Origin of the sequence: Jannaschia sp. GRR-S6-38 (assembly GCF_029853695.1) — a bacterium.
In the GTDB taxonomy this organism is placed as follows: domain Bacteria; phylum Pseudomonadota; class Alphaproteobacteria; order Rhodobacterales; family Rhodobacteraceae; genus Jannaschia; species Jannaschia ovalis.
Genome location: NZ_CP122537.1, coordinates 790,475 through 810,242 on the forward strand (window position 1 = coordinate 790,475; position 19,768 = coordinate 810,242).

At 70.6% G+C, this 19,768-nt stretch carries 21 protein-coding genes and 1 tRNA gene; 10 read left to right on the top strand and 12 right to left on the bottom strand.

From position 1 onward, the window contains the following. Positions 1-78: 78 nt before the first annotated feature. Positions 79-2,058, top strand: a complete 1,980-nt coding sequence (locus P8627_RS04035) for a lytic transglycosylase domain-containing protein (RefSeq protein WP_279966307.1) — start codon at positions 79-81, stop codon at positions 2,056-2,058. A 9-nt stretch (positions 2,059-2,067) separates the two neighbouring features. Here P8627_RS04035 and P8627_RS04040 read toward each other — a convergent pair whose 3' ends face one another. Then, entirely contained in the window at positions 2,068-2,955 is an 888-nt protein-coding gene (locus P8627_RS04040; protein ID WP_279966308.1) for a DMT family transporter, read from the bottom strand. Continuing rightward, entirely contained in the window at positions 2,952-3,602 is a 651-nt protein-coding gene (mnmD, locus tag P8627_RS04045; RefSeq protein WP_279966310.1) for a tRNA (5-methylaminomethyl-2-thiouridine)(34)-methyltransferase MnmD, read from the bottom strand. The genes P8627_RS04040 and mnmD overlap by 4 nt, the downstream gene beginning before the upstream one ends. A 38-nt stretch (positions 3,603-3,640) precedes the next feature. Between mnmD and P8627_RS04050 the strand changes: the two genes are divergently transcribed. The 3 genes from P8627_RS04050 (at position 3,641) to arfB (ending at position 6,070) form a co-directional block, all read left to right on the top strand. Next, on the top strand, positions 3,641-4,690 hold the full coding sequence (locus P8627_RS04050; RefSeq protein WP_279966312.1) for an NAD(P)/FAD-dependent oxidoreductase: 1,050 nt from the start codon (positions 3,641-3,643) through the stop codon (positions 4,688-4,690). A 70-nt stretch (positions 4,691-4,760) separates the two neighbouring features. Further along, positions 4,761-5,357, top strand: a complete 597-nt coding sequence (locus P8627_RS04055) for a queuosine precursor transporter (RefSeq protein WP_279966314.1) — start codon at positions 4,761-4,763, stop codon at positions 5,355-5,357. Between the two features lie 290 nt (positions 5,358-5,647). Continuing rightward, the gene (gene arfB, locus P8627_RS04060; protein ID WP_279966315.1) at positions 5,648-6,070 is read left to right on the top strand and encodes an alternative ribosome rescue aminoacyl-tRNA hydrolase ArfB; all 423 of its coding nucleotides are present in this window, start codon (positions 5,648-5,650) and stop codon (positions 6,068-6,070) included. Positions 6,071-6,088: 18 nt separating this feature from the next. On the opposite strand, the gene P8627_RS04065 is transcribed toward arfB, so the two are convergent. Both P8627_RS04065 and P8627_RS04070 read right to left on the bottom strand, forming a co-directional pair. Beyond that, a complete protein-coding gene (locus P8627_RS04065) occupies positions 6,089-6,421 on the bottom strand; it encodes a GYD domain-containing protein (protein WP_279966316.1) in 333 nt (110 codons plus the stop codon). 143 nt (positions 6,422-6,564) lie between these two features. Beyond that, complete coding sequence (locus P8627_RS04070; RefSeq protein ID WP_279966318.1) at positions 6,565-7,002, bottom strand: phosphate-starvation-inducible PsiE family protein; 438 nt, start codon at positions 7,000-7,002, stop codon at positions 6,565-6,567. 143 nt (positions 7,003-7,145) lie between these two features. Between P8627_RS04070 and P8627_RS04075 the strand changes: the two genes are divergently transcribed. Both P8627_RS04075 and P8627_RS04080 read left to right on the top strand, forming a co-directional pair. Continuing rightward, positions 7,146-7,352, top strand: coding sequence for a hypothetical protein (locus P8627_RS04075; RefSeq protein WP_279966320.1), 207 nt, complete (start codon positions 7,146-7,148; stop codon positions 7,350-7,352). A 3-nt stretch (positions 7,353-7,355) separates the two neighbouring features. Beyond that, positions 7,356-8,126: a Fic family protein gene (locus P8627_RS04080; protein WP_279966322.1), complete on the top strand. Its 771-nt coding sequence runs from the start codon at positions 7,356-7,358 to the stop codon at positions 8,124-8,126. 27 nt (positions 8,127-8,153) lie between these two features. Here P8627_RS04080 and pncB read toward each other — a convergent pair whose 3' ends face one another. From pncB to pncA, 3 genes are all read right to left on the bottom strand, one after another. Further along, positions 8,154-9,446, bottom strand: a complete 1,293-nt coding sequence (pncB, locus tag P8627_RS04085; RefSeq protein WP_279966324.1) for a nicotinate phosphoribosyltransferase — start codon at positions 9,444-9,446, stop codon at positions 8,154-8,156. A gap of 45 nt (positions 9,447-9,491) precedes the next feature. Then, positions 9,492-10,247 carry a YkgJ family cysteine cluster protein gene (locus tag P8627_RS04090; protein ID WP_279966325.1) on the bottom strand — a complete coding sequence of 252 codons (756 nt, stop codon included), beginning with the start codon at positions 10,245-10,247 and terminating at the stop codon, positions 9,492-9,494. A 176-nt stretch (positions 10,248-10,423) separates the two neighbouring features. Then, positions 10,424-11,029, bottom strand: coding sequence for a bifunctional nicotinamidase/pyrazinamidase (gene pncA / locus P8627_RS04095; protein WP_279966327.1), 606 nt, complete (start codon positions 11,027-11,029; stop codon positions 10,424-10,426). Positions 11,030-11,175: 146 nt separating this feature from the next. Here pncA and trhO point away from each other — a divergent pair, with 146 nt between their 5' ends. The 3 genes from trhO (at position 11,176) to P8627_RS04110 (ending at position 13,449) form a co-directional block, all read left to right on the top strand. Then, positions 11,176-12,090 (top strand): oxygen-dependent tRNA uridine(34) hydroxylase TrhO, encoded by a 915-nt coding sequence (gene trhO, locus P8627_RS04100; RefSeq protein ID WP_279966329.1) that lies wholly within the window; start codon positions 11,176-11,178, stop codon positions 12,088-12,090. A gap of 214 nt (positions 12,091-12,304) precedes the next feature. Then, positions 12,305-13,009 carry an alpha/beta fold hydrolase gene (locus tag P8627_RS04105; RefSeq protein ID WP_279966330.1) on the top strand — a complete coding sequence of 235 codons (705 nt, stop codon included), beginning with the start codon at positions 12,305-12,307 and terminating at the stop codon, positions 13,007-13,009. Beyond that, positions 13,006-13,449: a DMT family transporter gene (locus P8627_RS04110; protein WP_279966332.1), complete on the top strand. Its 444-nt coding sequence runs from the start codon at positions 13,006-13,008 to the stop codon at positions 13,447-13,449. Before P8627_RS04105 ends, P8627_RS04110 begins: the two co-directional genes overlap by 4 nt. Positions 13,450-13,510: 61 nt before the next feature. Here the strand turns inward: P8627_RS04110 and P8627_RS04115 are convergent, their stop codons facing one another. Then, positions 13,511-14,902 (bottom strand): FAD-binding oxidoreductase, encoded by a 1,392-nt coding sequence (locus P8627_RS04115; RefSeq protein ID WP_279966333.1) that lies wholly within the window; start codon positions 14,900-14,902, stop codon positions 13,511-13,513. Between the two features lie 104 nt (positions 14,903-15,006). Here P8627_RS04115 and P8627_RS04120 point away from each other — a divergent pair. Then, positions 15,007-15,083: transfer RNA gene (locus P8627_RS04120), tRNA-Met, on the top strand. A gap of 43 nt (positions 15,084-15,126) precedes the next feature. Here P8627_RS04120 and P8627_RS04125 read toward each other — a convergent pair. The 4 genes from P8627_RS04125 to P8627_RS04140 all read right to left on the bottom strand — a co-directional run bounded on the left by P8627_RS04125 (position 15,127) and on the right by P8627_RS04140 (position 19,768). Beyond that, positions 15,127-16,527 (bottom strand): alpha,alpha-trehalose-phosphate synthase (UDP-forming), encoded by a 1,401-nt coding sequence (locus tag P8627_RS04125; RefSeq protein WP_279966334.1) that lies wholly within the window; start codon positions 16,525-16,527, stop codon positions 15,127-15,129. After that, the gene (otsB, locus tag P8627_RS04130; RefSeq protein WP_279966335.1) at positions 16,520-17,305 is read right to left on the bottom strand and encodes a trehalose-phosphatase; all 786 of its coding nucleotides are present in this window, start codon (positions 17,303-17,305) and stop codon (positions 16,520-16,522) included. Before otsB ends, P8627_RS04125 begins: the two co-directional genes overlap by 8 nt. Before the next feature lie 21 nt (positions 17,306-17,326). Beyond that, positions 17,327-18,172 carry a UTP--glucose-1-phosphate uridylyltransferase gene (locus tag P8627_RS04135; RefSeq protein WP_279966336.1) on the bottom strand — a complete coding sequence of 282 codons (846 nt, stop codon included), beginning with the start codon at positions 18,170-18,172 and terminating at the stop codon, positions 17,327-17,329. A gap of 159 nt (positions 18,173-18,331) precedes the next feature. Then, a complete protein-coding gene (locus P8627_RS04140) occupies positions 18,332-19,768 on the bottom strand; it encodes a UdgX family uracil-DNA binding protein (protein WP_279966337.1) in 1,437 nt (478 codons plus the stop codon).

Consider the following 19,768-nt stretch of genomic DNA (forward strand, 5'->3'; position numbering starts at 1 on the left):
GCCACAAGGCGATGCTTCTGGCGGATGCCGGATTCGTGCTAGGTCGACCGTCAACTGCGTTGGGGAGTGCGGGACAGGATGTTTCTCAGGATCGCGACGATCGCGGTCGCGGCGCTGGTTCTGGCGGGCGCGGCGCGCGCGGATGGCAATCTCGCCGCGGGGCTCGCGCAGGCGCGCGCGGGCGACCGCGACGCGGCGCTGGCGGCGATGGCGCGGATCGACACGCAGCCGGCGCGCGACGTCGTGATGTGGACGCTGCTGCGCGCCCGCAAGGGCACCTTCGCGGAGGGCCGCGAGTTCCTGCGCCGCAATCCCGACTGGCCGGGGCTGGACCTGTTGCAGGCGCGGGTCGAGCCCACGATCCCCGCCACCGCCGCGCCCGACGCGATCCTCGAATTCTTCGACGGGCGGCCGCCGCGCACCTCGAAGGGCGCGCTGATGCTGGCCACGGCGCTGCGCGCCAAGGGCCGCGCGGCCGAGGCCGAAACGCTGGCCATCGAGACGTGGCTCGCCATGCCGATGCCCAGCTCCAGCCAGGCGGGGTTCCTGCAGCTCTTCGGCGAGGTGCTGGAGCCGTTTCACGCCGCCCGCCTGGACGCCATGGCCTGGTCGGGCGACCTGCAGAGCGCCGAGCGCGTGCTGCCGCTGGTCGCCGGGCCCGAGGCTGCGCTGGCGCGCGCGCGGATCGCGCTGCGCGACGGGCGGCCCGGCGTGGACGATCTGATCGAAGCGGTGCCGGAGGTGCTGCGCGACCATCCCGGCCTCGCCTATGAGCGGTTCCGCTGGCGGCTGGAGAAGGACCGCCGCGAGGACGCGCTGGAGCTCCTCTTCGCCTTCGACGAAAGCGCCGACAGCCTCGGCCGGCCCGAGGCCTGGGGCCAGCATCGCGAGCGGCTGGCCCGCGGGCTCAAGCAGGACGGCTTCCCCGAGGAGGCCTACCGCGTCGCCGCCCGCCACCACCTGCCCGAGGGCCATCGCGCCGTCGCGGGCAATGAGTGGCTGGCCGGCTATGTCGCGCTGCGCTTCCGCGACGACGCCGCCGCGGCGGCCGCGCATTTCCGCCGCTTCGACGCGGCCGTCGCCTCGCCCATCTCGAAGGGCCGGGCGGGCTACTGGCTGGGCCGCGCGCTGGAGGAGACGGGCGATTCCGAGGGCGCGGCGGAGGCTTATGCCGCGGGCGCCCGCTACCAGACCAGCTTCTACGGACAGCTCGCCGCCGAACGCGCGGGCCTGCCCGCCGACCCGCGCCTGGCCGGAACCGAGACCTTTCCGCCGGTGGCCGAGACGTCCTTCTTCGACAGCTCCGTCCTGGCCGCCGCGCTGGAGCTGCGCGCGGTGGGCGAGATGGGCCTCGCCGAGCGCTTCATGGCGCATCTGGCCGAGAGCCTGCCCCGCGCCGAGATCGGCAGCCTGATCGACCTCGCGCTCGACCTCGACGAGCCGCATATCGCGCTGATCGTCGCCAAGCGGGCCGCGCAGGCCGGGCACGAGCTGCATGCCGGGTACTTCCCGGTGACCGACCTGGCCGCCGAGCCGGGCCCGGTCGCCCCCGAGCTGGTCCTGTCGATCGCGCGGCGCGAGTCGGAATTCGACCCCTCGGTCGTCAGCCCCGCCGGCGCGCGCGGTCTGATGCAGGTCATGCCCGGCACCGCCCGCGAGATGGCCGAGCTGATCGGCGCGGAATACCGGCAGGGCGCGCTGACCAGCGACCCCGATTACAACGCGCGGCTGGGCACCGCCTATCTGGGCGAGCTGGAGGCCGAATTCGGCCTGTCGCCGGTGCTGGTGCCCGCCGCCTACAATGCCGGGCCCTCGCGCGCGCGGCGCTGGAGCCGGCAGAAGGGCCATCCGGGCGCCCCCGGCGTGGACGTGGTCGACTGGATCGAGGACGTGCCCTTCTCGGAGACACGCAACTACATCATGCGGGTCTCGGAAAGCCTGCTGCCTTATCACGCGCGGCTGAACGGCGCGCCCGCGGAGGTCCGGCTGTCGCGCTGGCTGCGCGAGGGTTATGACGAGTTGGCGGACCCCGCGATCAAGGCGACCCGGGGCGACTGACGCGCCCGGCTATCCCGCGCCGCGGTCGAGCGGCCCCTCGCCCGGCGCAGGGCGCGCCCGCAGGATCGTGAAGAGCCCCGCCGCGATGACGATCCCCGCGCCGATCACGACATTGGCCGCCAGCGTCTCGCCGAAGACGGTGACCCCGATCAGGCTCGCGAAGACGAGCTGCAGATAGGCGAAGGGCTGGACCAGCCCGGCCTCGGCCGCCTCGTAGGTCTTGATGAAGAGCCACTGGCCCAGCGCCGCCACCCCGCAGAGCCCCGCCATCCAGCCCCAGTCGGCCGGCGCCATCGGCTGCCAGAACCACAGCCCCGGCAGGGTCATGGCGACGGCGCCGGTCACGCCGGTCCAGACGAAGCTGGTCAGCGCCGTGTCGGTGCGCGCGGCCAGTCGGGTCAGCACGGCGTAGAGCCCGAACATCGCCGCCGCCAGAAGCGGTGCGAGCGCCGTCGCGTCCCAGCCGGCGGCACCGGGCCGCAGGATCACAAGGACGCCGGCGAAGCCCGCGGCGATGGCAAGCCAACGGCGCGCGCCGATGCGCTCACCCAGCACCCAGACGGCGATGGCCGCGGTGATCAGCGGGCAAAGCGCGAAGATCGCGTGGCTGCGCGCAAGCCCCAGCTCGGTGAAGGCCCAGACGAGGATCACGATCTCGGCGGTGAAGAGCAGCCCGCGCCCGGCCTGCAGGAACGGCCGGGGCGTGGCGAAGGCCGCGCGGAGCCGGCCCCGGCTCGCCGCCAGCCCGCAGGCCAGCGCGGCGAAGAACCAGTAGCGGATCATCACCACCATCCAGACGTTGTATTCGCCCGCCAGGTGCCGCGAGAAGCCGTCCTGCACCGCGAGCGCCAGCATGGTCAGGCACATCAACGCGATGCCGCGGCCCGCGTCGGTCATGGCAGCCGCCCGCGCGTCATGTGACGCTTGCGGCCGAAGCCCGGCACGCGCTCGACCGCGAAACCCGCCGCGGCCAGCGCCTGCCGGACATGGCCCGCCGCCGTGTAGGTGGCGAAGCTGCCGCCGGGCGCGGTGTGGCGCGCGACCTGAGCCATCAGATCCGGCTCCCAGAGCTCGGGATTGCGGGCTGGGGCGAAGCCGTCGAGGAACCAAGCGTCAGCGCGCCCGGCCCAGCGCGGCAGGGTGTCGCGCGCGTCGCCCGGGATCAGCGTCAGGTCGAGCCCGCCCAGCGCGATCCGCTCGCCCGGCCACTGGTCGAGCAGGGCCTCAGCGCCGAGGCCCGGGAAGCCCGACAGCGCGCGGGCCATGTCGTCCTTCGCCATTGGGAAGGCTTCGAAGCTGGTCATCGCGATGCGGCCCGGCCCGGTCCAGGCGGCGGCCAGCACCAGCGCGTTCAGCCCGGTGCCGAAGCCTAGCTCGGCCACGTGGAAGCCGTCGCGCAGGCGCGCGGGCAGATCGTTGCCGCCGAGGAAGACGTGCCGCGTCTCGGCCGCCCCGTCGGCCAGCGAGAAATACGGGTCACCGAAGGCGCGCGCGACGGGGACACCGTCGCGCCAGTCCAGTTCGGGGGGATTTCCGTCGCCCATCGCCTGCCCTATGCCTCGCCCCGTTCTCATGCGGAAGGATGCGGGTCTTGGCAATCGACGTCACCATCCTGGGCGCGGGCGTATCCGGCCTGTCCTGCGGCTGGGCGCTGGCCCGGCGCGGCGCGCGGGTGCGCGTGGTCGATCCCGGCGGCGTCGGCGCCGGGGCCTCGGGAGGGATCGTCGGCGCGCTGGCCCCGCATGTGCCCGAGCAGTGGAACCCGAAGAAGGCCTTCCAGCTCGACAGCCTGCTGATGTCCGAGGCCTGGTGGGCCGAGGTGGCGCAGGCCGGGGGCGGCGATCCGGGCTATGCGCGGACCGGCCGGCTGCAGCCGATCGCGGATGCCGAGGCCCGCGCCCGCGCGCTGGAGCGCGCCGAGGGGGCGCGGCGGCTCTGGCGCGGCGCGGCGGTCTGGGAAGTCGTGCCGGCGCCCGACGGCTGGTCGCCCGGCACGGCCGAAGTCATCCGCGACACGCTCTCGGCCCGCCTGCACCCCGCGCGCGCCTGCGACGCGCTGGCCCGCGCGATCCGCGCCGCGGGGGGCGAGATCGTGGCGGCGGCCGCGCCCGAGGGCGCGGTGCTGCACGCCACCGGCTGGGAAGGACTGGCCGAGATGCGCGACGGCCGGGGCCGCGCGGCGGGGACCGGTGTGAAGGGCCAGGCGGTGCTGCTGGAGCTGGACCGGCGCGACCGGCCGCAGCTTTACGTCGACGGGCTGCATGTCGTGCCCCATGCCGACGGCACGACCGCGATCGGCTCGACCTCCGAGCGCGATTTCGACCATGCCGAGCCGGACGGTCAGGCCGAGGCGCTGCTGGAGCGCGCCCGCGCCGTCCTGCCCGGTCTGCGCGACGCGCCCGTGCTGCGCCGCTGGGCCGGCATCCGCCCGCGCGCCCGGTCCCGCGCGCCGCTGGCCGGCGCCTGGCCGGGGCGGCCGGGGCAGTTCGTCGCCAATGGCGGGTTCAAGATCGGCTTCGGCATGGCACCGAAACTGGCCGAGATCCTGGCCGACCTGATCCTCGACGGACGGGACGCGATCCCCGAGCCCTTCCGCGCCGACGATCTTGCACCCGGGACCGAAGGGGCCTAGAGGGCGGCCTTGCCCGACGGGACGTCCCCCGGGCCATGTCTCCGACCACCATGTCAAAACGGGTTACCCTATGCTTCTTCCAATCCTCGCCATGGCGGCGATCGTCGTCGCGTCCAATATCGGCGTGCAGTTCCTCATCGCCGATGGCTGGCTCACCTGGGGGGCGTTCAGCTATCCGCTGGCCTTCCTCGTGACCGACGTCACCAACCGCCTGCACGGGCCCGACCGCGCGCGCCGCGTCGTGCTGTGGGGCTTCGCCGTGGGCCTCGTCTGCTCGCTGATCGGCACGCAGATCCAGGGCGAGTTCGGGCCGCTCGTGACCTGGCGCATCGCGCTGGCCTCCGGCACCGCGTTCCTCGTCGCGCAACTGATTGACCTCGGGGTGTTTTCCGCGCTGCGGGACCGGGTTTGGTACGTCGCGCCGCTGACCTCGTCGGTGGTGGGCTCGGTTGTGGACACGGCGATCTTCTTCACCATCGCCTTCGCGGGCTTCCTGGCCTTCCCCGCCGCCTGGGGCGACGTGTCCTGGGCGCAGGAGGCGACGGCCGTCGGGCCGCTCTGGGTCGGGCTGGCGCTAGCCGACTGGTCGGTGAAGATCGGCGTGGCGCTGCTCGCGCTGGTGCCGTTCCGGCTCATCACCGGGAAAATGACACAAAAGGTTGCGTGAAAGGGCTTGACCCATACCAGATACGTGCCAACCTCCGAGGCATCGGCAACCAGCGAAAGGAGGTGATCCAGTGTCTAGAAAGGGATTGGAGAAAGCGGTCGGGACAACTTCGGAGGTCCGTACCTGAGGCAGCCCAAGGGTACACCCTTCGAGGCGGAGTTCCTCTAACCGACCCCGCCTCCTGAGACTTTCGGAAGGCCGTCCCGTTGTCGAGGGGCGGCCTTCTTTCATGTAAGGGGTCCGGCGACGCGCCGGCCCGCCCCATCTTCCCCGCGACGCCCGAGACCGCCATGCCGCTCCGCGTGACCGACGAGATCGAGATCCAGGATTGGGAGCTGACCGAGCAATTCGTCCGCGCGGGCGGCCCGGGCGGGCAGAACGTCAACAAGGTCTCCTCCGCGGTCGAGCTGCGCTTCGAGGCGGACCGCTCGCCCGCCCTGCCCGGCCCGGTCAAGGCGCGGCTGCGGCGGCTGGCGGGGCGGCGCTGGACCAAGGACGGGGCCGTGGTCATCCAGGCGTCCGAGGAGCGCAGCCAGGCGCGCAACCGCGAGATCGCGCGCGCCCGGCTGGCGGAGCTGATCCGCGCGGCGGCGGTGAAGCCGAAGAAACGCGTGAAGACGCAGGTGTCGCGCAACCAGAAGCGCAAGCGCGTCGAGGCGAAGAAGCGCCGCGGCGAGATCAAGGCGCTGCGGCAGGGGCCGGACGGCGTCTGACCGGCCCCCGCGGCCCTCTCAGGCGGTGACGGGCACGTAGGCCTTGGCGGCGTCATGCGCCTTGGTCATCGCGGCCTGCGCCTCGGCCGAGGTCAGCAGCTTGGTCGTCATCATCCCCCCGAAGGCGCCCGACGCGCCCAGCGCCAGGACCGAGGCGGCGACGGCCTCGTCGTTCGGCGCCTCGACGATGACCATCACGTCGTCGCGCCCGAAGCAGAAGAACAGGTGGTGCATGGTGACGCCGGTCGCGTCGAAGAGCTTCTTCGCGGGGCCGGTGCGGTCCTGCGGCTTGTCGACCAGCGCCTTGATGGCCTTGGCGGTGTATTGCCCCTGAAGCATGTAGAACGGCATGGAAAATCCTCCCTCACTGATACGCGGAACCACGGGAGGCGCGGCTGCCGGCCGCCGCCTCCCGCATGAAGTGTATCACGGGGGCGCCGTTCCGTCCGGGGTTGTGCCGCGCGCCGGCGGGTCGGCGCCGGTCGGGGGCGGCGTCAGTCCTTGGGCATCTTCCCGTCGCGATCCATCCAGATGAGGAGCGCGTAGATCCCGCCCAGCGCGATCACGGCGGCGGCGAGACCGAGGAGGAGGAGGCCCGACACGGCCTCGAGCTCGACCACGATGAGCTTTCGGACGACGGCGAGGATGCCGATAACCAGCACGATCCGCACCTGCCCGAAGCCGCGCTGGCCGGTGACCATCAGGTGGACGGAATGGGCGAGCTCCAGCGCGATGATCGCGCCGAGCAACCCGTCGAAGAGCCGCTGAAGCGTGGCGTAGCTGGTGCCCGCAAAGGCCCCGGTTAGCACCTCGCCGGTCAGCCGCAGGAAGGAGAAGGTCGCGACCAGGATGACGATCGCCATCCCTGCGAGAAGCAGGGTGGAGATGGCCGCGGCGAAGCGCTCATAGGCGATGTCGATGAAGCGGATCATCGCGGGTAGGTAGGGCGCGGGGGGGTTGGGGGTAGGGTTGGGCGCGCTGCTTGGGGAGAGGTAGGGTGCGTTCCTTCTTGCCCCGAAATGACGCAGGGACCAGCCTTCGCTCTTGCTACAAGAAGAGCTACATGGGAGTGTAAGTGACACCACATTTGGGAGCGGGCACAATGAAAAAATCTCTAAATGAACTACTCAGAGTGGCAAAAAGAGTTCAAATGAGCGAACCGGAAACCTTTAAACAGCGCGTAAGCTTTGCATATGGAACAGCGCATATCGAAAATGAAAAAGTGACGCGCAAGATGGTCGAAAAGGCAGCTCGGAAATCACGAAATGAAGAGAACAGCTGATAGATGGCCGACCGAAAAAGCGAGGCTGAGGTTCCTGTACTGATCTCTGATCCTATTGAGCTGGCGGAGAAGGAGGCGGCAAACGCCCTAGATCAATTCGACTGGGGAATGGACGAGGTAGAGCGGTGGATAAAGGCAAAGCGGCCATCGCTGAACATTTCAATGGTCCTTACCCTTCACCGAAAGGCAATGGACGGGATTGATCCGTACGCCGGGAATTTCAGACCCGCAGGCGTAGCTATCAAGGGAAGCAGTCACGAACCAATTTCAGGTGAAGACGTTGCGAGGCACGTCGAGGAGATGCTGGAGTATTTAAAGGCAAACTGGTCCTCACATACGGCCACCCATCTTAGTTCATACGTCATGTGGCGTCTGAACTGGATACATCCGTTTTCGGATGGAAATGGCAGGACATCTAGAATTTTATCATACATGGTCCTCTGCGGAAAACTTGAGAAGGTTCTGCCGGGCACGAACACGATCCCAGAGCAAATAGCAGAAAATAAAAGCCCATACTATAACGCGCTTGAAGCGGCTGATGAAGCATGGAAGCGTGGGAAGACAGACTTGGGTGAAATGGAGGGGCTTCTCGAGGGATATCTAGCAAATCAGCTTCTGGAAGTCCACAATCAAGCGACTGGCGGCAAGATTTATACTGAAGGGGAAGATGAGGATCCGAAAAATGGGATTGTATCGAAGATAGAAAGTCATCCAGTTATAGCAGGCGGCCTGTTTCTTCTGCTCGCAACAATTCTGGGGCTGTTGGCTTCTTGACGGCAAAATCCATAACGGTGATCTCTTCTAAACCACCACCTCCATCTCCTCCTGCGCCCCCACCCCGAAGACCCGCTTGTAGCGCTCAACCTCCGCCTCGGGGCCCATCGCCTTGCGGGGGTTGTCGCTCAGCTTGACGGTGGGTTTGCCGTCGGCCGCCACCGCCTTGCAGACCAGCGAGAACGGCGCCAGGCGGTCGCCTTCGACGAGGCCGCGGAAGTCGTTCGTGAGCAGCGTGCCCCAGCCGAAGCTGACGCGGACGCGGCCGGAGAATTGCTGGTGGAGCTGCTCGATCTTGTCGACATCCAGCCCGTCGGAGAAGATCACGAGCTTCTCGCGCGGATCCTCGCCGCGCGACTGCCACCAGCGGATCGCGGTCTCGGCGCCCTCGGCCGGATCGCCGGAATCCACGCGGATGCCGGTCCAGCCCGCCAGCCAGTCGGGCGCGCGCTCCAGGAAGCCCGCGGTGCCGTAGGTGTCGGGCAGGATGATGCGCAGGTTGCCGGAATGCTCCTCCTGCCAGTCGGCCAGCACGTCGTAGGGCGCGCGGGCCAGCGCCGCGTCGCCCTCGGCCAGCGCGGAATAGACCATGGGGAGTTCGTGGGCATTGGTGCCGATCGCCTCAAGGTCGCGGTTCTTGGCGATCAGGCAGTTCGAGGTGCCGGTGAAGCTGTCGCCCAGCCCCTCGCGCAGGGCCTGCACGCACCAGTCCTGCCAGAGGAAGGAATGCCGCCGCCGCGTGCCGAAATCCGCGAGCCGCAGGTCGGGCAGGTCGCGCAGGCGCTGCACCTTGCCCCAGACGCGGGACATGGCCTGGGCGTAGAGCACCTGCAGCTCGAACCGGCCCAGATCGCGCAGCACGGCGCGGGAGCGGAGTTCCATCAGAACGGCCAGCGCCGGTATCTCCCAGAGCATGACCTCGGGCCAGGCGCCCTCGAAGGCCAGCTCGTACTGATCGCCGCGCCGCTCCAGGTGGTAGGGTGGCAGCGTCAGGGCCTCGAACCATTCCATGAAATCGGGGCGGAACATCTGGCGCTGGCCGTAGAAGGTGTTGCCCCGCAGCCAGGTGGACTCGCCGCGGGCCAGCGACAGGGTCCGGATGTGGTCGAGCTGTTCGCGCAGCTCGCCCTCGTCGATGAGGCGCGCGAGCGGGACATGGGCGGAGCGGTTGATCAGCGAGAAGGTGACGCGGGTGTCGGGCCGGTTGCGGAAGACCGACTGGCACATCAGCAACTTGTAGAAATCCGTGTCGATCAGCGAGCGGACGATCGGGTCGATCTTCCACTTGTGGTTCCAGACGCGGGTGGCGATGTCGATCATGGGGTCCCCTTTGCTGGGGTTAAGCCACGCGCGCGGGGGCGATGTCTAGCGCGCCGGGCCCATCCCGCGGACGAGCCGGCGGCGTTCGGCGTCGAGCGATTTCGGCGCGTGGCGGGCGGTTTTGAGCGCCTCGGCCAGCGACGCGCCGGCCCGCGCGGCCACGGTCTTGAGCGCGTAGGTCGGGGTCGGGGCCACCCCGGCGAGCGCGGCGCGGGCCAGGGCATGGGCAGTGAGATAGGTGATCTGCGCGGGGTGCGTGGCGGGGCCGGGCATCGGCCTGCCCTCGGCGATGGCGGCGCAGGCGGCGGCGTCGCGGCTGACATAGCTGCGACAGATCATCGGGCGCGCGTCATAGGCGCGGCACATGCGGGTGTCGGGGTCGAGCGCGGGGCAGGCCTCGGGGTGCCAGTCGGTGCCGCCGGGCCCGCTCTGGGGCGCCAGCGCGGCATGCAGCGCGCGGGCCTCGGCCCCGGTGATAGTCGCGCCGTCCGCGCCGGGCAGGATGCAGCAGAAGGCGCAGCCCGCCGCGCAGGCGAGGCCCGGCGGCTCGGGCGTCTGGGCGAGCATGGCGCGGCCGATCTGGGTTGCGACCGCCCCGGTGGCGAGCGCGCGAACGAGCGTCTCAAAGGGTTGCGCCGTGGAGGCGTCGAGCCAGGCCAGAAGGCCCGCGCGGGCGCGCTCGGTCACCTCCGCGGGGCTGCCCGGCGCGCGGGCGGCGACAAGCGCCGCGCGCAGCGAGGCAGCGTCGCGGGGCGGGCCGGCGCGGGCGGCGCGGCGGGTGGCACGGGGTGTGGCAGGCATCTGGCCTCCGGTCGGGACGAGGGGGTTAGAGCAGAGCGGGTGCCGGATGGCAAAGGCCGGCCTATCGCGCAGGATGCCGGTAGGGGCGATGCATGCGGTGAGGAGCGTTTCCGTGGCGAGGGGCGCCCGAGCGCGTCCCGAGGGCCCTGCCCGGCCCGGCGGGGCGGAAGGCCCCCTCAGCCCAGCACCACCCCCGTCGACCGCATCCCCTCGCGCGCCGCGGCGAGCGAGCCGTCGAGGTCGATGGCGCGGCAGAGCTCTTCGCGCACCTCCACCGCATAGCCCAGCTTCGCGGCGTCCACCGCCGAGAAGTTGACGCAGAAATCGGTGGCGAGGCCGACCATCACCAGCTCGCGCACCCCGAGCGTCCGCAGGTAACCGTCGAGCCCGGTGGGCGTGGCGTGGTCGTTCTCGAAGAAGGCCGAATAGCTGTCGACCGCCGGATTCATGCCCTTGCGGATGATCGCGCGGGCGCGGCCTGTGGCGAGGTCGGGATGGAAGCCCGCGTCCGCCGTGCCCTGGATGCAGTGATCGGGCCAGAGCACCTGCGGGCCATAATCCATCTCGATCACCTCGTAGGGCGCGCGGCCCGGATGGCTCGAGGCGAAGCTGGAATGGCCCGCCGGGTGCCAGTCCTGCGTTAGGATCACGTGGTCGAACGCGTCCATCAGCGCGTTGACTCCGGGCACGATCGCATCCCCGCCGGGCACGGCGAGGTTGCCGCCCGGGCAGAAGCCTGTCTGCACGTCGATCACGATGAGGGCGCGGGTGGGGTCGGGCATGTCGGATCCTCCAGTCGTCGGGCAGGTTAGGGCCTGGCGGGCGGGGTGCAATGGCGGTCATCGGGCGGTCGGGCTACGTGCGGCGCGCTTGCGGCCCTCGGACCGGAGCTTGAGCGGCCCGCGCCGACAGGCTACGGCCCGGTCCCATGTCAGAGAGCCTCGTCACCGTCGCCGCCTTCTACCGCTTCGCGACGCTGCGCGACCCGGGCGGGCTGCGCGCGCCGCTGCGGGCGTTTTGCGCGGCGCGCGGGATCCGCGGCTCGATCCTGCTCGCGCCGGAAGGGGTGAACGGGACCGTGGCGGGCGCGCCGGAGGCGATCGACGCCCTGATCGAAAGACTGCGCACCCTGCCCGGCTGCGCCGACCTGCGCCCGCGGCTGAGCCCGGCCCCGGCGATGCCCTTCGGCAAGCTCAAGATCCGGCTCAAGCGCGAGATCGTGACGATGGGCCGGCCCGATATCGCGCCGGCGAACGGCACCGGAGCCTATGTCGCGCCCAGCGATTGGAACGCGGTGCTGCACGACCCGGACACGGTGGTGGTGGACACGCGCAACGCCTACGAGGTCGCGATCGGCAGCTTCGCGGGGGCGGAGGACCCGGGCACCGCCAGCTTCGGCGATTTCCCCGCCTGGTGGGCAGCGAATCGCGCCCGGCTGGCGGGAAAGCGGGTGGCGATGTTCTGCACGGGCGGCATCCGCTGCGAGAAATCGACGGCGCTCCTGCGGGCCGAGGGCCATGCGGAGGTGGTGCACCTTAAGGGCGGCATCCTAGGCTATCTGGAGACAGTGCCGGAGGGCGAAAGCCTCTGGCGCGGCGCGTGTTTCGTCTTCGACGATCGCGTCAGCGTCGGGCACAGGCTGGCGCCCGGCGATCACCTGCTCTGCCATGCCTGCCGGCGGCCGCTGTCGCGTGCAGACGCGGCGCGGCCCGAATACGAGCCGGGCGTGCAGTGCCATCTCTGCGTCGGGGAGTACGGCCCAACCGACCGCGAACGGTTCCGCGAGCGGATGCGCCAGATCCGGCTGGCCCGCGCGCGGGGCGCGCGGCACCTGGGGGCTTAGCGGGGTTCGGCCTCTTCGCTGTCGTCCAGCGGACGCCAGCCGCGTGTCAGCACGCGGGCCAGGACGACCGCGGCGAAGACCGCGACGGCGAGGATGAAGAAATCGGTCATTCGAGCCTCCCACGAACGAAAACCGTGTCCGTATGCCCTAGCATGCCGTCGATCGACGTCAAAGGCCGTTGACCGGGCCCGTGCGGGACGCGCAGATGATCGCCATGAGGACCCCCCTTCTGCTCCTGCCCGGCATGATGTGCGACGCGCGGCTCTTCGCGCCGCAGATCGCCGCGATCCGCGACCGCGCGGTGATGGTGGCGCCGATTTCGGGCGCCGAGACCACGGCGGAGCTGGCCCGCGCGGTGCTCGACGTCGCGCCGCCGCGCTTCGCGCTGGCCGGGCTCAGCATGGGCGGGATCGTGGCGATGGAGATCGTGGCGCAGGCGCCGGAACGGGTGGCGGGGCTGTGCCTGATGGACACCAATCCGAAGGCCGAGCACCCCGCGGTGGCCGAGGCGCGGGTGCCGCAGATGGAGCGCGTCGCGGCGGGGGGCCTCCGCAGGGTGATGCGCGACGAGACGAAGCCCGGCTACCTGGCCGACGGGCCGGGGCGGGAGGCGGTGCTGGCGCTCTGCATGGAGATGGCGGAGGCGCTGGGGGCGGAAATCTTCCTGCGCCAGTCAAAGGCGCTGGCCGGGCGGGCGGATCGGCGCGAGACGCTGCGAGGCGTCGCGGTGCCGTCGCTGGTGCTCTGCGGGCGGGAGGACGCGCTCTGCCCGCTGCACCGCCACGAGATGATGGCCGAACTGATCCCCGGCGCGCGGCTCGTGGTGATCGACGGCGCGGGACACCTGCCCACGCTGGAGCGCCCCGAGGCGGTGAGCGACGCGCTGGCCGCCTGGCTTCGGCAGGTGGACGCGGCATGATGGGCCATGCGGCGATCATGCTGGCCGCGGGCATCGGCATCCCGGTGCTGGCGGCGCTGAACGCGCGGCTGGGCGCCAATATCGGCGGGCCAGCCGCGGCGGGCGTGGTGCTCTTCGCGGTGGCGCTGACGGCGGCGGGCGTGGTGACGGTTCTGACCGGGCCGGCCGCGCTGGGGCGGCTCGCGGGACAGCCGCCGCATCTCTTCGCCGCTGGGTTGCTGGTCGCGTTCTACGTGCTGTCGATCACCTGGATCGCGCCGGTCTTCGGGGTCGGCAACGCGGTGTTCTTCGTGCTGCTGGGGCAGGTGCTCTCGGCGGCGGCGATCGACCATTTCGGCCTGTTCGGCGCGCGGCAGGTGCCGCTGACGGTGCTGCGGGCGGCCGGGCTGGGGCTGATGGCGGCGGGCCTGGCGCTGACGCAGGTCGTGGGCCGCCCCTGACCCCGCATCACGGGTCTGGAAATACTCCGGGGGTCCAGGGGGCCGAGCCCCCGGCGCCCCCCTATCCCTCCGGGATGACCTTGCCCGGGTTCATCCGGTTCTCCGGATCCAGCGCCGCCTTGATCGCGCGCATCACGTCGAGCGCGACGGGATCCTTGCGGCGGCTCATCGTGGCGAGCTTCGACAGGCCGATGCCGTGCTCGGCGCTGATCGAGCCGCCGCGGGCGACGCAGACCGCCTCGACCATTTCGCGGATCGCGTCGAGGTGATCGGCCGCGTCGCGCGTCGGATAGACGGTCAGGTGGATGTTGCCGTCGCCCAGATGCGCCACGATCAGCGTCTCGGCCCCCGGATCCAGGTCGGCGAGGCGGGTCTCCATCTCGGCGATGAACCCCGCGACCCCGTCGAGCGGCAGGGCCACGTCGCTGTCGACGATGGGCAGGCGGGTGAAGGTGATCTCGGCGGCGGCCTCGCGCATCTCCCAGATATGGGCGCGCTGGGCCTCGTTCTGCGCGACCATCGCGTCCAGCACCTCGCCCGCTTCCGCCGCCTCGGCCAGCGCGGCCTCCAGCACGTCGTCGAGGGGGCGCGAGAGCCCGCCCAGGTCGATCATCACGGCATGGTCGTGGAGCGCGAAGGGCTGGCGCAGGTCGGGCCGGTGACGGGCCAGCGCGGCCATGTAGCTGCGCGGCATGTACTCGAAGGCCTCGACCGCGCCCTCGCTGGCGGCCTGCAGGCGGCGCAGGAGCCGCAGCGCGGCAGGCAGGCTTTCCACCGCGGCCAGCGCGGCGGCGTGGTGGCGGGGTCGGGGCGACAGGCGCAGGACGGCGGCGGTGATGATGCCCAGCGTGCCTTCCGCCCCGATGAAGAGATCGCGCAGGTCGTAGCCGGAATTGTCCTTGCGCAGCTCGCTCATCAGGTCGAGCACGCAGCCATCGGCCAGCACCACCTCGAGCCCGAGGCAGAGCCCGCGGGTCGAGCCGTAGCGCACCACGTTCGAGCCGCCCGCATTGGTCGACAGGAAGCCGCCCACGCGCGCCGAGCCGCGCGCGCCGAAGGTCAGCGGGAAGATCAGGTCGTGCTCGGAGGCGGCGGCGTGGATGTCCGACAGGATCGCCCCCGCCTCGACCACGGCGATGCCCGCCTCGGGGCGGATCGCGCGGATCGCGGCCATCCGCTCCAGCGAGATCATCAGCGCGCCGCGATTGGCGGTGCCGCCGACGAGCCCGGTATTGCCGCCCACCGGCACGATGGCGAGCGCGTGTTCGGCGGCGAGGCGGACGCAGGCAGCGACCTCCCCGGTGTTCGCCGGGCGCAGCACCGCCAGCGGCGCGGCGTGCCACTTGCCGGTCCAGTCGGTCGCGAAGCGGGCCGCAGCCTCCCCGGTCTGCACATGCGCGGCGCCCAGGAGATCGCGGAAGGCGTCCAGCGGGTCGGCGGAATGGTCTTTCATGGCGGGCTCCTCCGGGGTGGCGTCGTGCCACGCGGCGGGCGGGATGAAAAGCGCGCCCGGCGGACTTGACGGCCCCGGGGCGGAGCCGTATCTGGCGCGCCAGTGGCGGTGTAGCTCAGTTGGTTAGAGCAGCGGAATCATAATCCGCGTGTCCGGGGTTCAAGTCCCTGCACCGCCACCATCCTCCCGATCCGGACGACGATCCAGGTGGCGACGCGGCCCGCCTAGATGGCGCGAAGCTGGCTGTCGAAGCTGCGCGGCGCGCGACGCAGCCGGTCGAGATAGCTGTCGGTCCACCACTTGATATCCTCGCGGAACACGCCTTCGCGCAGGATGGCATGTCGCTCCTTGCGCTCCTCCAGCGGCATGTGGATCGCGTCCGAGATGGCGCGGGCGAAGCTGGTGCGGTCGAAGGGATTGACCAGCAGCGCGCCGCTTTCCATCTGCTCGGCCGCGCCGGCGAAATGCGACAGGATCAGTACGCCGGGATCCTCGGGATCCTGCGCGGCGATGAATTCCTTTGCCACGAGGTTCATGCCGTCGGCGAGCGGCGTGACCAGCGCCACGTCGGCGCGGCGCAGAAGCCCCGCCACCACCTCGCGGTCGACATGGCGGCGGATGTAGCGGATCGGCGTCCAGTCGAGATCGGCATGGGCGCCGTTGATCGAGCCGGCTGTGCGTTCCAGCTTCTCGCGGATGTCGCGATAGGCCTCCACGTCCTCGCGCGAGCCGGGGGCGATCTGGATGAAGGTGGGCCGGGGCGAGCCCTGTTCGCGCATGTCGAGATAGGCGTCGAAGGCCTCAAACCGGTGCACGAGGCCCTTGGAGTAATCCAGCCGGTCCACGCCCAGCAGGAGCGGCGCCTTGGGCGCGAGCTGCAGCTCGACCTCGGGGGCGGCGCGGGCGGCCTCGGCGAAGCTCTCGGCGTCGATGCCGATCGGGAAGTTCAGGATCGAGAAGACGCGGCCCTCGCGGATCCAGGTGCCGTCGTTGAGGACTTGGGTCTTGGTGTCGTGGCGCATCGCCTCGACCATGGAAATCACGTCGCGGCGGGTCTGCAGCCCGACCACGTCATGCGCGGCCATCCAGGCGGGCATCATCGCGACCTGCGGCAGCGCCATCACGTCGTTGGGGTTGGGGAAGGGGATGTGCAGGAACAGCCCGATCCGGTTGGTCACCCCGAGGCTGCGCAGCTCGTGCGCGACCATCAGGAAATGGTAATCCTGGACCCAGATCAGGTCGTCCGGTTCGGCGATCTCGGCGATGGCCCGGGCGACCCGGCGGTTGACCGCGACATAGGCGTCGAAATCGCCCTGGTGAAATTCCAGGAGGTCGGGCCGGTGATGGAAGAGCGGCCAGAGCACCGAGTTGGCATAGCCCAGGTAGTAGCCGCGATGCTCCTCGTGGTTGATCGAGAAGGTGAAGCGTTCGTAATCGCCCGAGCCGATCTTGGTCAGCCCGTCCTCGGCCTGGTCGGTCGGGTCGGCCGCGCCGATCCAGATGCCGCCGGCGCCGGTCAGGGCCTCGTGGATCGCGAAGACCAGTCCGCCCGCCGGCACGTCGCCCTTGGGGATGCGGTTCGAGACGACGATGAGCCGTCCCTGATGTGGCTCGTCGTCAGGCAAGCCATCCCCCCAGCTGCTTGAGCAGCGCGGCGGGGTCGTGGAGGCGGTGGCCGGCGCAGGTGTCGGCGGGGCCCACCTTGATGGCGATGCCGCCGCGGTCCTGCACCAGTTGCAGCGCCGGCTCGTCGGTCAGGTCGTCGCCGGCATAGATCGGCACGTGGCCCACGAAGTCCTCGCGCTCGATCAGGCGGCGCAGGGCAACGTCCTTGCCGACGCATTCGGGCTTGAGCTCGTAGGCCATGAGCGCGGGCTGCAATTTGAATCCGTCGGCGGCCTGGGCGAGGCTTTCCATGAAGTGGAAGGCCGTGGCGGCGAGATGCTCGGCCTCGCGGTAATGCAGCACGACGCCGGTCGGCTTGTTCTCGACCAGGAATTCGGGGCGCAGCTTGCCGAAATCCTCGACCAGGCGCTGCAGGCGGCTCACCATCTCCATGTCGTAATCGGCGGCCTGCACGCGCTCGCCATCGAGGCGGAACTCGGAGCCATGCGCGCCGATCAGCGGGCCGGTGAATTCGGGGACCCAGCGCTCCAGGTCGTCGATGGCGCGGCCGGAGACCAGCGCCACGCGGCCGTCGAGCTTGTCGAAGGCCCGGGCCAGCACGTCGCGGGCCGCGTCGGTGACAGTGATGCCATCGGGACGGTCGGCGATATCGACCAGCGTGCCGTCGAAGTCGAGAAACAGCGCGGCGCTGGCGGGGCTGGGCAGGTCGATGGACGTGTCCTCCTCGAGACAGGGGTCGGACCCCTGCGCGAAGCCCATCATTTCATAGTATTGCATAGGTCCCCTCCCAGGAAGCCGTCACTCGGCGGCAAGTCTTACTCTATCGTCCCCCTTCGACCGCTGCACCGCAAGGGTCGCCGCGACGATCCCGTCCTTGTCGCCGCAATCGTAGCGCGTCCCGGAGAAGCGGAAGGCGGCGATGCGCCCGAGCGCGGCGATCGCGTCGGTCAACTGGATCTCGCCGCCAGCGCCTTCGCCGGTGCCCCGCAGCACGTCGAAGATCGCGGGGCTAAGGACGTAGCGCCCGACCGCGGCGAGGGTCGAGGGCGCGTCGGCAGGATCGGGCTTCTCGACGAAGCCGCGGGCCGGGACGGTCTGGCCGGTGGCGTCGTCGAGATCGAAGATGCCGTAGCTCGAAACCCGATCGCGCGGCACGGATTGCGCGGCGACGAGGCTGTTCATCACCTCCGGATCGAAGGCCTGCGCCATCTCGGACAGGCAGGGCGTGCCGAGGATCAGGTCGTCGGGCAGGATCACCCCGACCGGGCCGTCGAGCGCGGCTTCCGCGCCGCAGAGGACGGCATGACCGAGGCCCAGCGGCTCGGGCTGCATGACGATCCGCAGCTCGACATCGTCGGGCAGCGCGGTCGCGCGGATGGTCTGCAGCAACTCGTCCTTGCCCTTCTCGGCCAGCGCCTCGGTCAGGTCGGGCTGGGGCTCGAAATACTCGGCGATGGCGGGCTTGGCGGGATGCGAGACCATCACGAGGCGCTTCGCCCCCGCGGCCAGCGCCTCATCCACGGCGAATTGCAGCAGCGGCGTGTCGTAGACCGGCAGAAGCTCCTTCGGGGTGACCTTGGTGGCCGGCAGCATCCGCGTCCCCATCCCGGCGACGGGAAATATAACTGTGTCCAGACGCTGCATCCTCGGCTCCTCCCTCATGCGATCATTCGGGGCGGTCGGCACCCCCCGACTAGACGCTCAGTATAGCCTCTCGGTTCCCATCTTGCCGAATCCATGAGCGGCGCGCCGCCGAGAATGCACGTCCGGCATCAGGCACTTACCAAGCTTTACACGGCCCAACTAGGCGGCGAGCAGGTCCGGGATGCGGGCGAGATCGCGCCGGAAGGCCTCGGTTTCGCGGGCGCGCGCCTCGGGATCGGGCAGGCGCAGAAGGTAGGACGGGTGCACCGTGACGAGGACCGGGCGGCCGTCCTTCGTGCGCTCGACCCCGCCGCGGCGCTTGAGCAGGCCCGCGCCCTTGCCGGTCAGCGCGTGCAGCGCCGTGGCGCCCATGGCGACGACCAGCGCGGGATCGACGGCGCGCAACTCCTGCCCCAGCCACCAGTTGCAGGCGTTCACCTCGGAGGTCGCGGGCTTCTGGTGGATGCGGCGCTTGCCCTTCTGGACGAACTTGAAGTGCTTCACCGCGTTGGTGACGTAGCAATCGCCGCGATCCAGCCCGGCCGCTTGCGCCACCTCGTCGAAGAGCTGGCCCGCGGGGCCCACGAAGGGGCGGCCGGCAATGTCCTCGCGGTCGCCGGGCTGCTCGCCGACGATCATCACGCGGGCCGCGGCCGGACCCTCGCCGAAGACGACCTGCGTGGCGGGCGCATGGAGCGGGCAGCGGGTGCAGCCCTCGACCTCGCGCGCGAGCGTGGGCAGGTCGGGGGCGCCGAAGAGGTCGGGGCTGGTATCGGGCATGGCGGGCTCCGGTTCGGGCCGCGCGGGCCGGCGCAGCGATTGCGGCGCCGGCTGGGTCGGCCCGGCCTGCTGCATCTTCAGCGTGGCGGCGCGCGCTCCGGCGATCAGATCGGGAATGGCCCGGGCCTCGGGAAGGTTCCGCCAGTATTTCTTGGGCATCTCGGCCCGCATTGCGTCGACCTTCAGCCTGGCGGGGTTGAAGATGTTGGAATAATAGGTCGTCCAGAGCTGTTCCAGCGGGTCCTCCGCCTCGGGGCGCAGGCTATCGGTCGCGACGAGGTCGAGCGCGCCGTCGCGATAGGTGACCGTCACCTCGGGCGTGACGATGCGCCAATCCATGTCGCCGAAGCGGTTGACGAAGAAATCGGCGGTCGCCTCCTCGATGCGGTGATCGGGTTCGAACCAGGCGGCGAAGGCGCGGCGGGGGCCCGGGGCGTCGACCTCGCGGAAGCGCAGGAAGGCGTGCATCTTGTGGATGTCGCGCCGGATCTCCTTGGCGATGCGCTGCGCCTCGGCCACGTCCGAATCGGCGCGGCTCGACAACAGGCCGCGCTGCGCCTGAAGGCGGTGGAGAAGCGCGTGGGCGAGTGCGAAGCCGCGGCCCGAACGCTCGGACAAGAGCGGGCGGACGAGGCCGGGGAAGGCCTTGGGCACCGTCAGGTCGGTGGGCGCCTCGGGCAGCGGGTCGGCGAAGAAGGCCGCGTCCGCGTCCTCCCAGCCCCAGTCGATATCGGCGGGGCGCACGGCCGCCAGGCGCCGCGCGGCATCGCGCCAGGCGGGTTCGGTCCCCAGCCGCGGAAGGCGGGGGGCGTACAT

Coding starts and splice junctions, on each gene's coding strand:
- P8627_RS04065 (WP_279966316.1), bottom strand. CDS start 6,421: ATGCCGTTCTACATGCTTCAGGGGCAATACACCGCCAAGGCCATCAAG.
- P8627_RS04140 (WP_279966337.1), bottom strand. CDS start 19,768: ATGTACGCCCCCCGCCTTCCGCGGCTGGGGACCGAACCCGCCTGGCGC.
- P8627_RS04110 (WP_279966332.1), top strand. CDS start 13,006: ATGATGGGCCATGCGGCGATCATGCTGGCCGCGGGCATCGGCATCCCG.
- P8627_RS04050 (WP_279966312.1), top strand. CDS start 3,641: ATGCGGGTCTTGGCAATCGACGTCACCATCCTGGGCGCGGGCGTATCC.
- P8627_RS04135 (WP_279966336.1), bottom strand. CDS start 18,172: ATGCAGCGTCTGGACACAGTTATATTTCCCGTCGCCGGGATGGGGACG.
- P8627_RS04035 (WP_279966307.1), top strand. CDS start 79: ATGTTTCTCAGGATCGCGACGATCGCGGTCGCGGCGCTGGTTCTGGCG.
- pncA (WP_279966327.1), bottom strand. CDS start 11,029: ATGCCCGACCCCACCCGCGCCCTCATCGTGATCGACGTGCAGACAGGC.
- trhO (WP_279966329.1), top strand. CDS start 11,176: ATGTCAGAGAGCCTCGTCACCGTCGCCGCCTTCTACCGCTTCGCGACG.
- pncB (WP_279966324.1), bottom strand. CDS start 9,446: ATGATCGACATCGCCACCCGCGTCTGGAACCACAAGTGGAAGATCGAC.
- P8627_RS04055 (WP_279966314.1), top strand. CDS start 4,761: ATGCTTCTTCCAATCCTCGCCATGGCGGCGATCGTCGTCGCGTCCAAT.
- P8627_RS04070 (WP_279966318.1), bottom strand. CDS start 7,002: ATGATCCGCTTCATCGACATCGCCTATGAGCGCTTCGCCGCGGCCATC.
- P8627_RS04040 (WP_279966308.1), bottom strand. CDS start 2,955: ATGACCGACGCGGGCCGCGGCATCGCGTTGATGTGCCTGACCATGCTG.
- P8627_RS04105 (WP_279966330.1), top strand. CDS start 12,305: ATGAGGACCCCCCTTCTGCTCCTGCCCGGCATGATGTGCGACGCGCGG.
- mnmD (WP_279966310.1), bottom strand. CDS start 3,602: ATGGGCGACGGAAATCCCCCCGAACTGGACTGGCGCGACGGTGTCCCC.
- arfB (WP_279966315.1), top strand. CDS start 5,648: ATGCCGCTCCGCGTGACCGACGAGATCGAGATCCAGGATTGGGAGCTG.
- P8627_RS04080 (WP_279966322.1), top strand. CDS start 7,356: ATGGCCGACCGAAAAAGCGAGGCTGAGGTTCCTGTACTGATCTCTGAT.
- P8627_RS04115 (WP_279966333.1), bottom strand. CDS start 14,902: ATGAAAGACCATTCCGCCGACCCGCTGGACGCCTTCCGCGATCTCCTG.
- P8627_RS04090 (WP_279966325.1), bottom strand. CDS start 10,247: ATGCCTGCCACACCCCGTGCCACCCGCCGCGCCGCCCGCGCCGGCCCG.
- otsB (WP_279966335.1), bottom strand. CDS start 17,305: ATGCAATACTATGAAATGATGGGCTTCGCGCAGGGGTCCGACCCCTGT.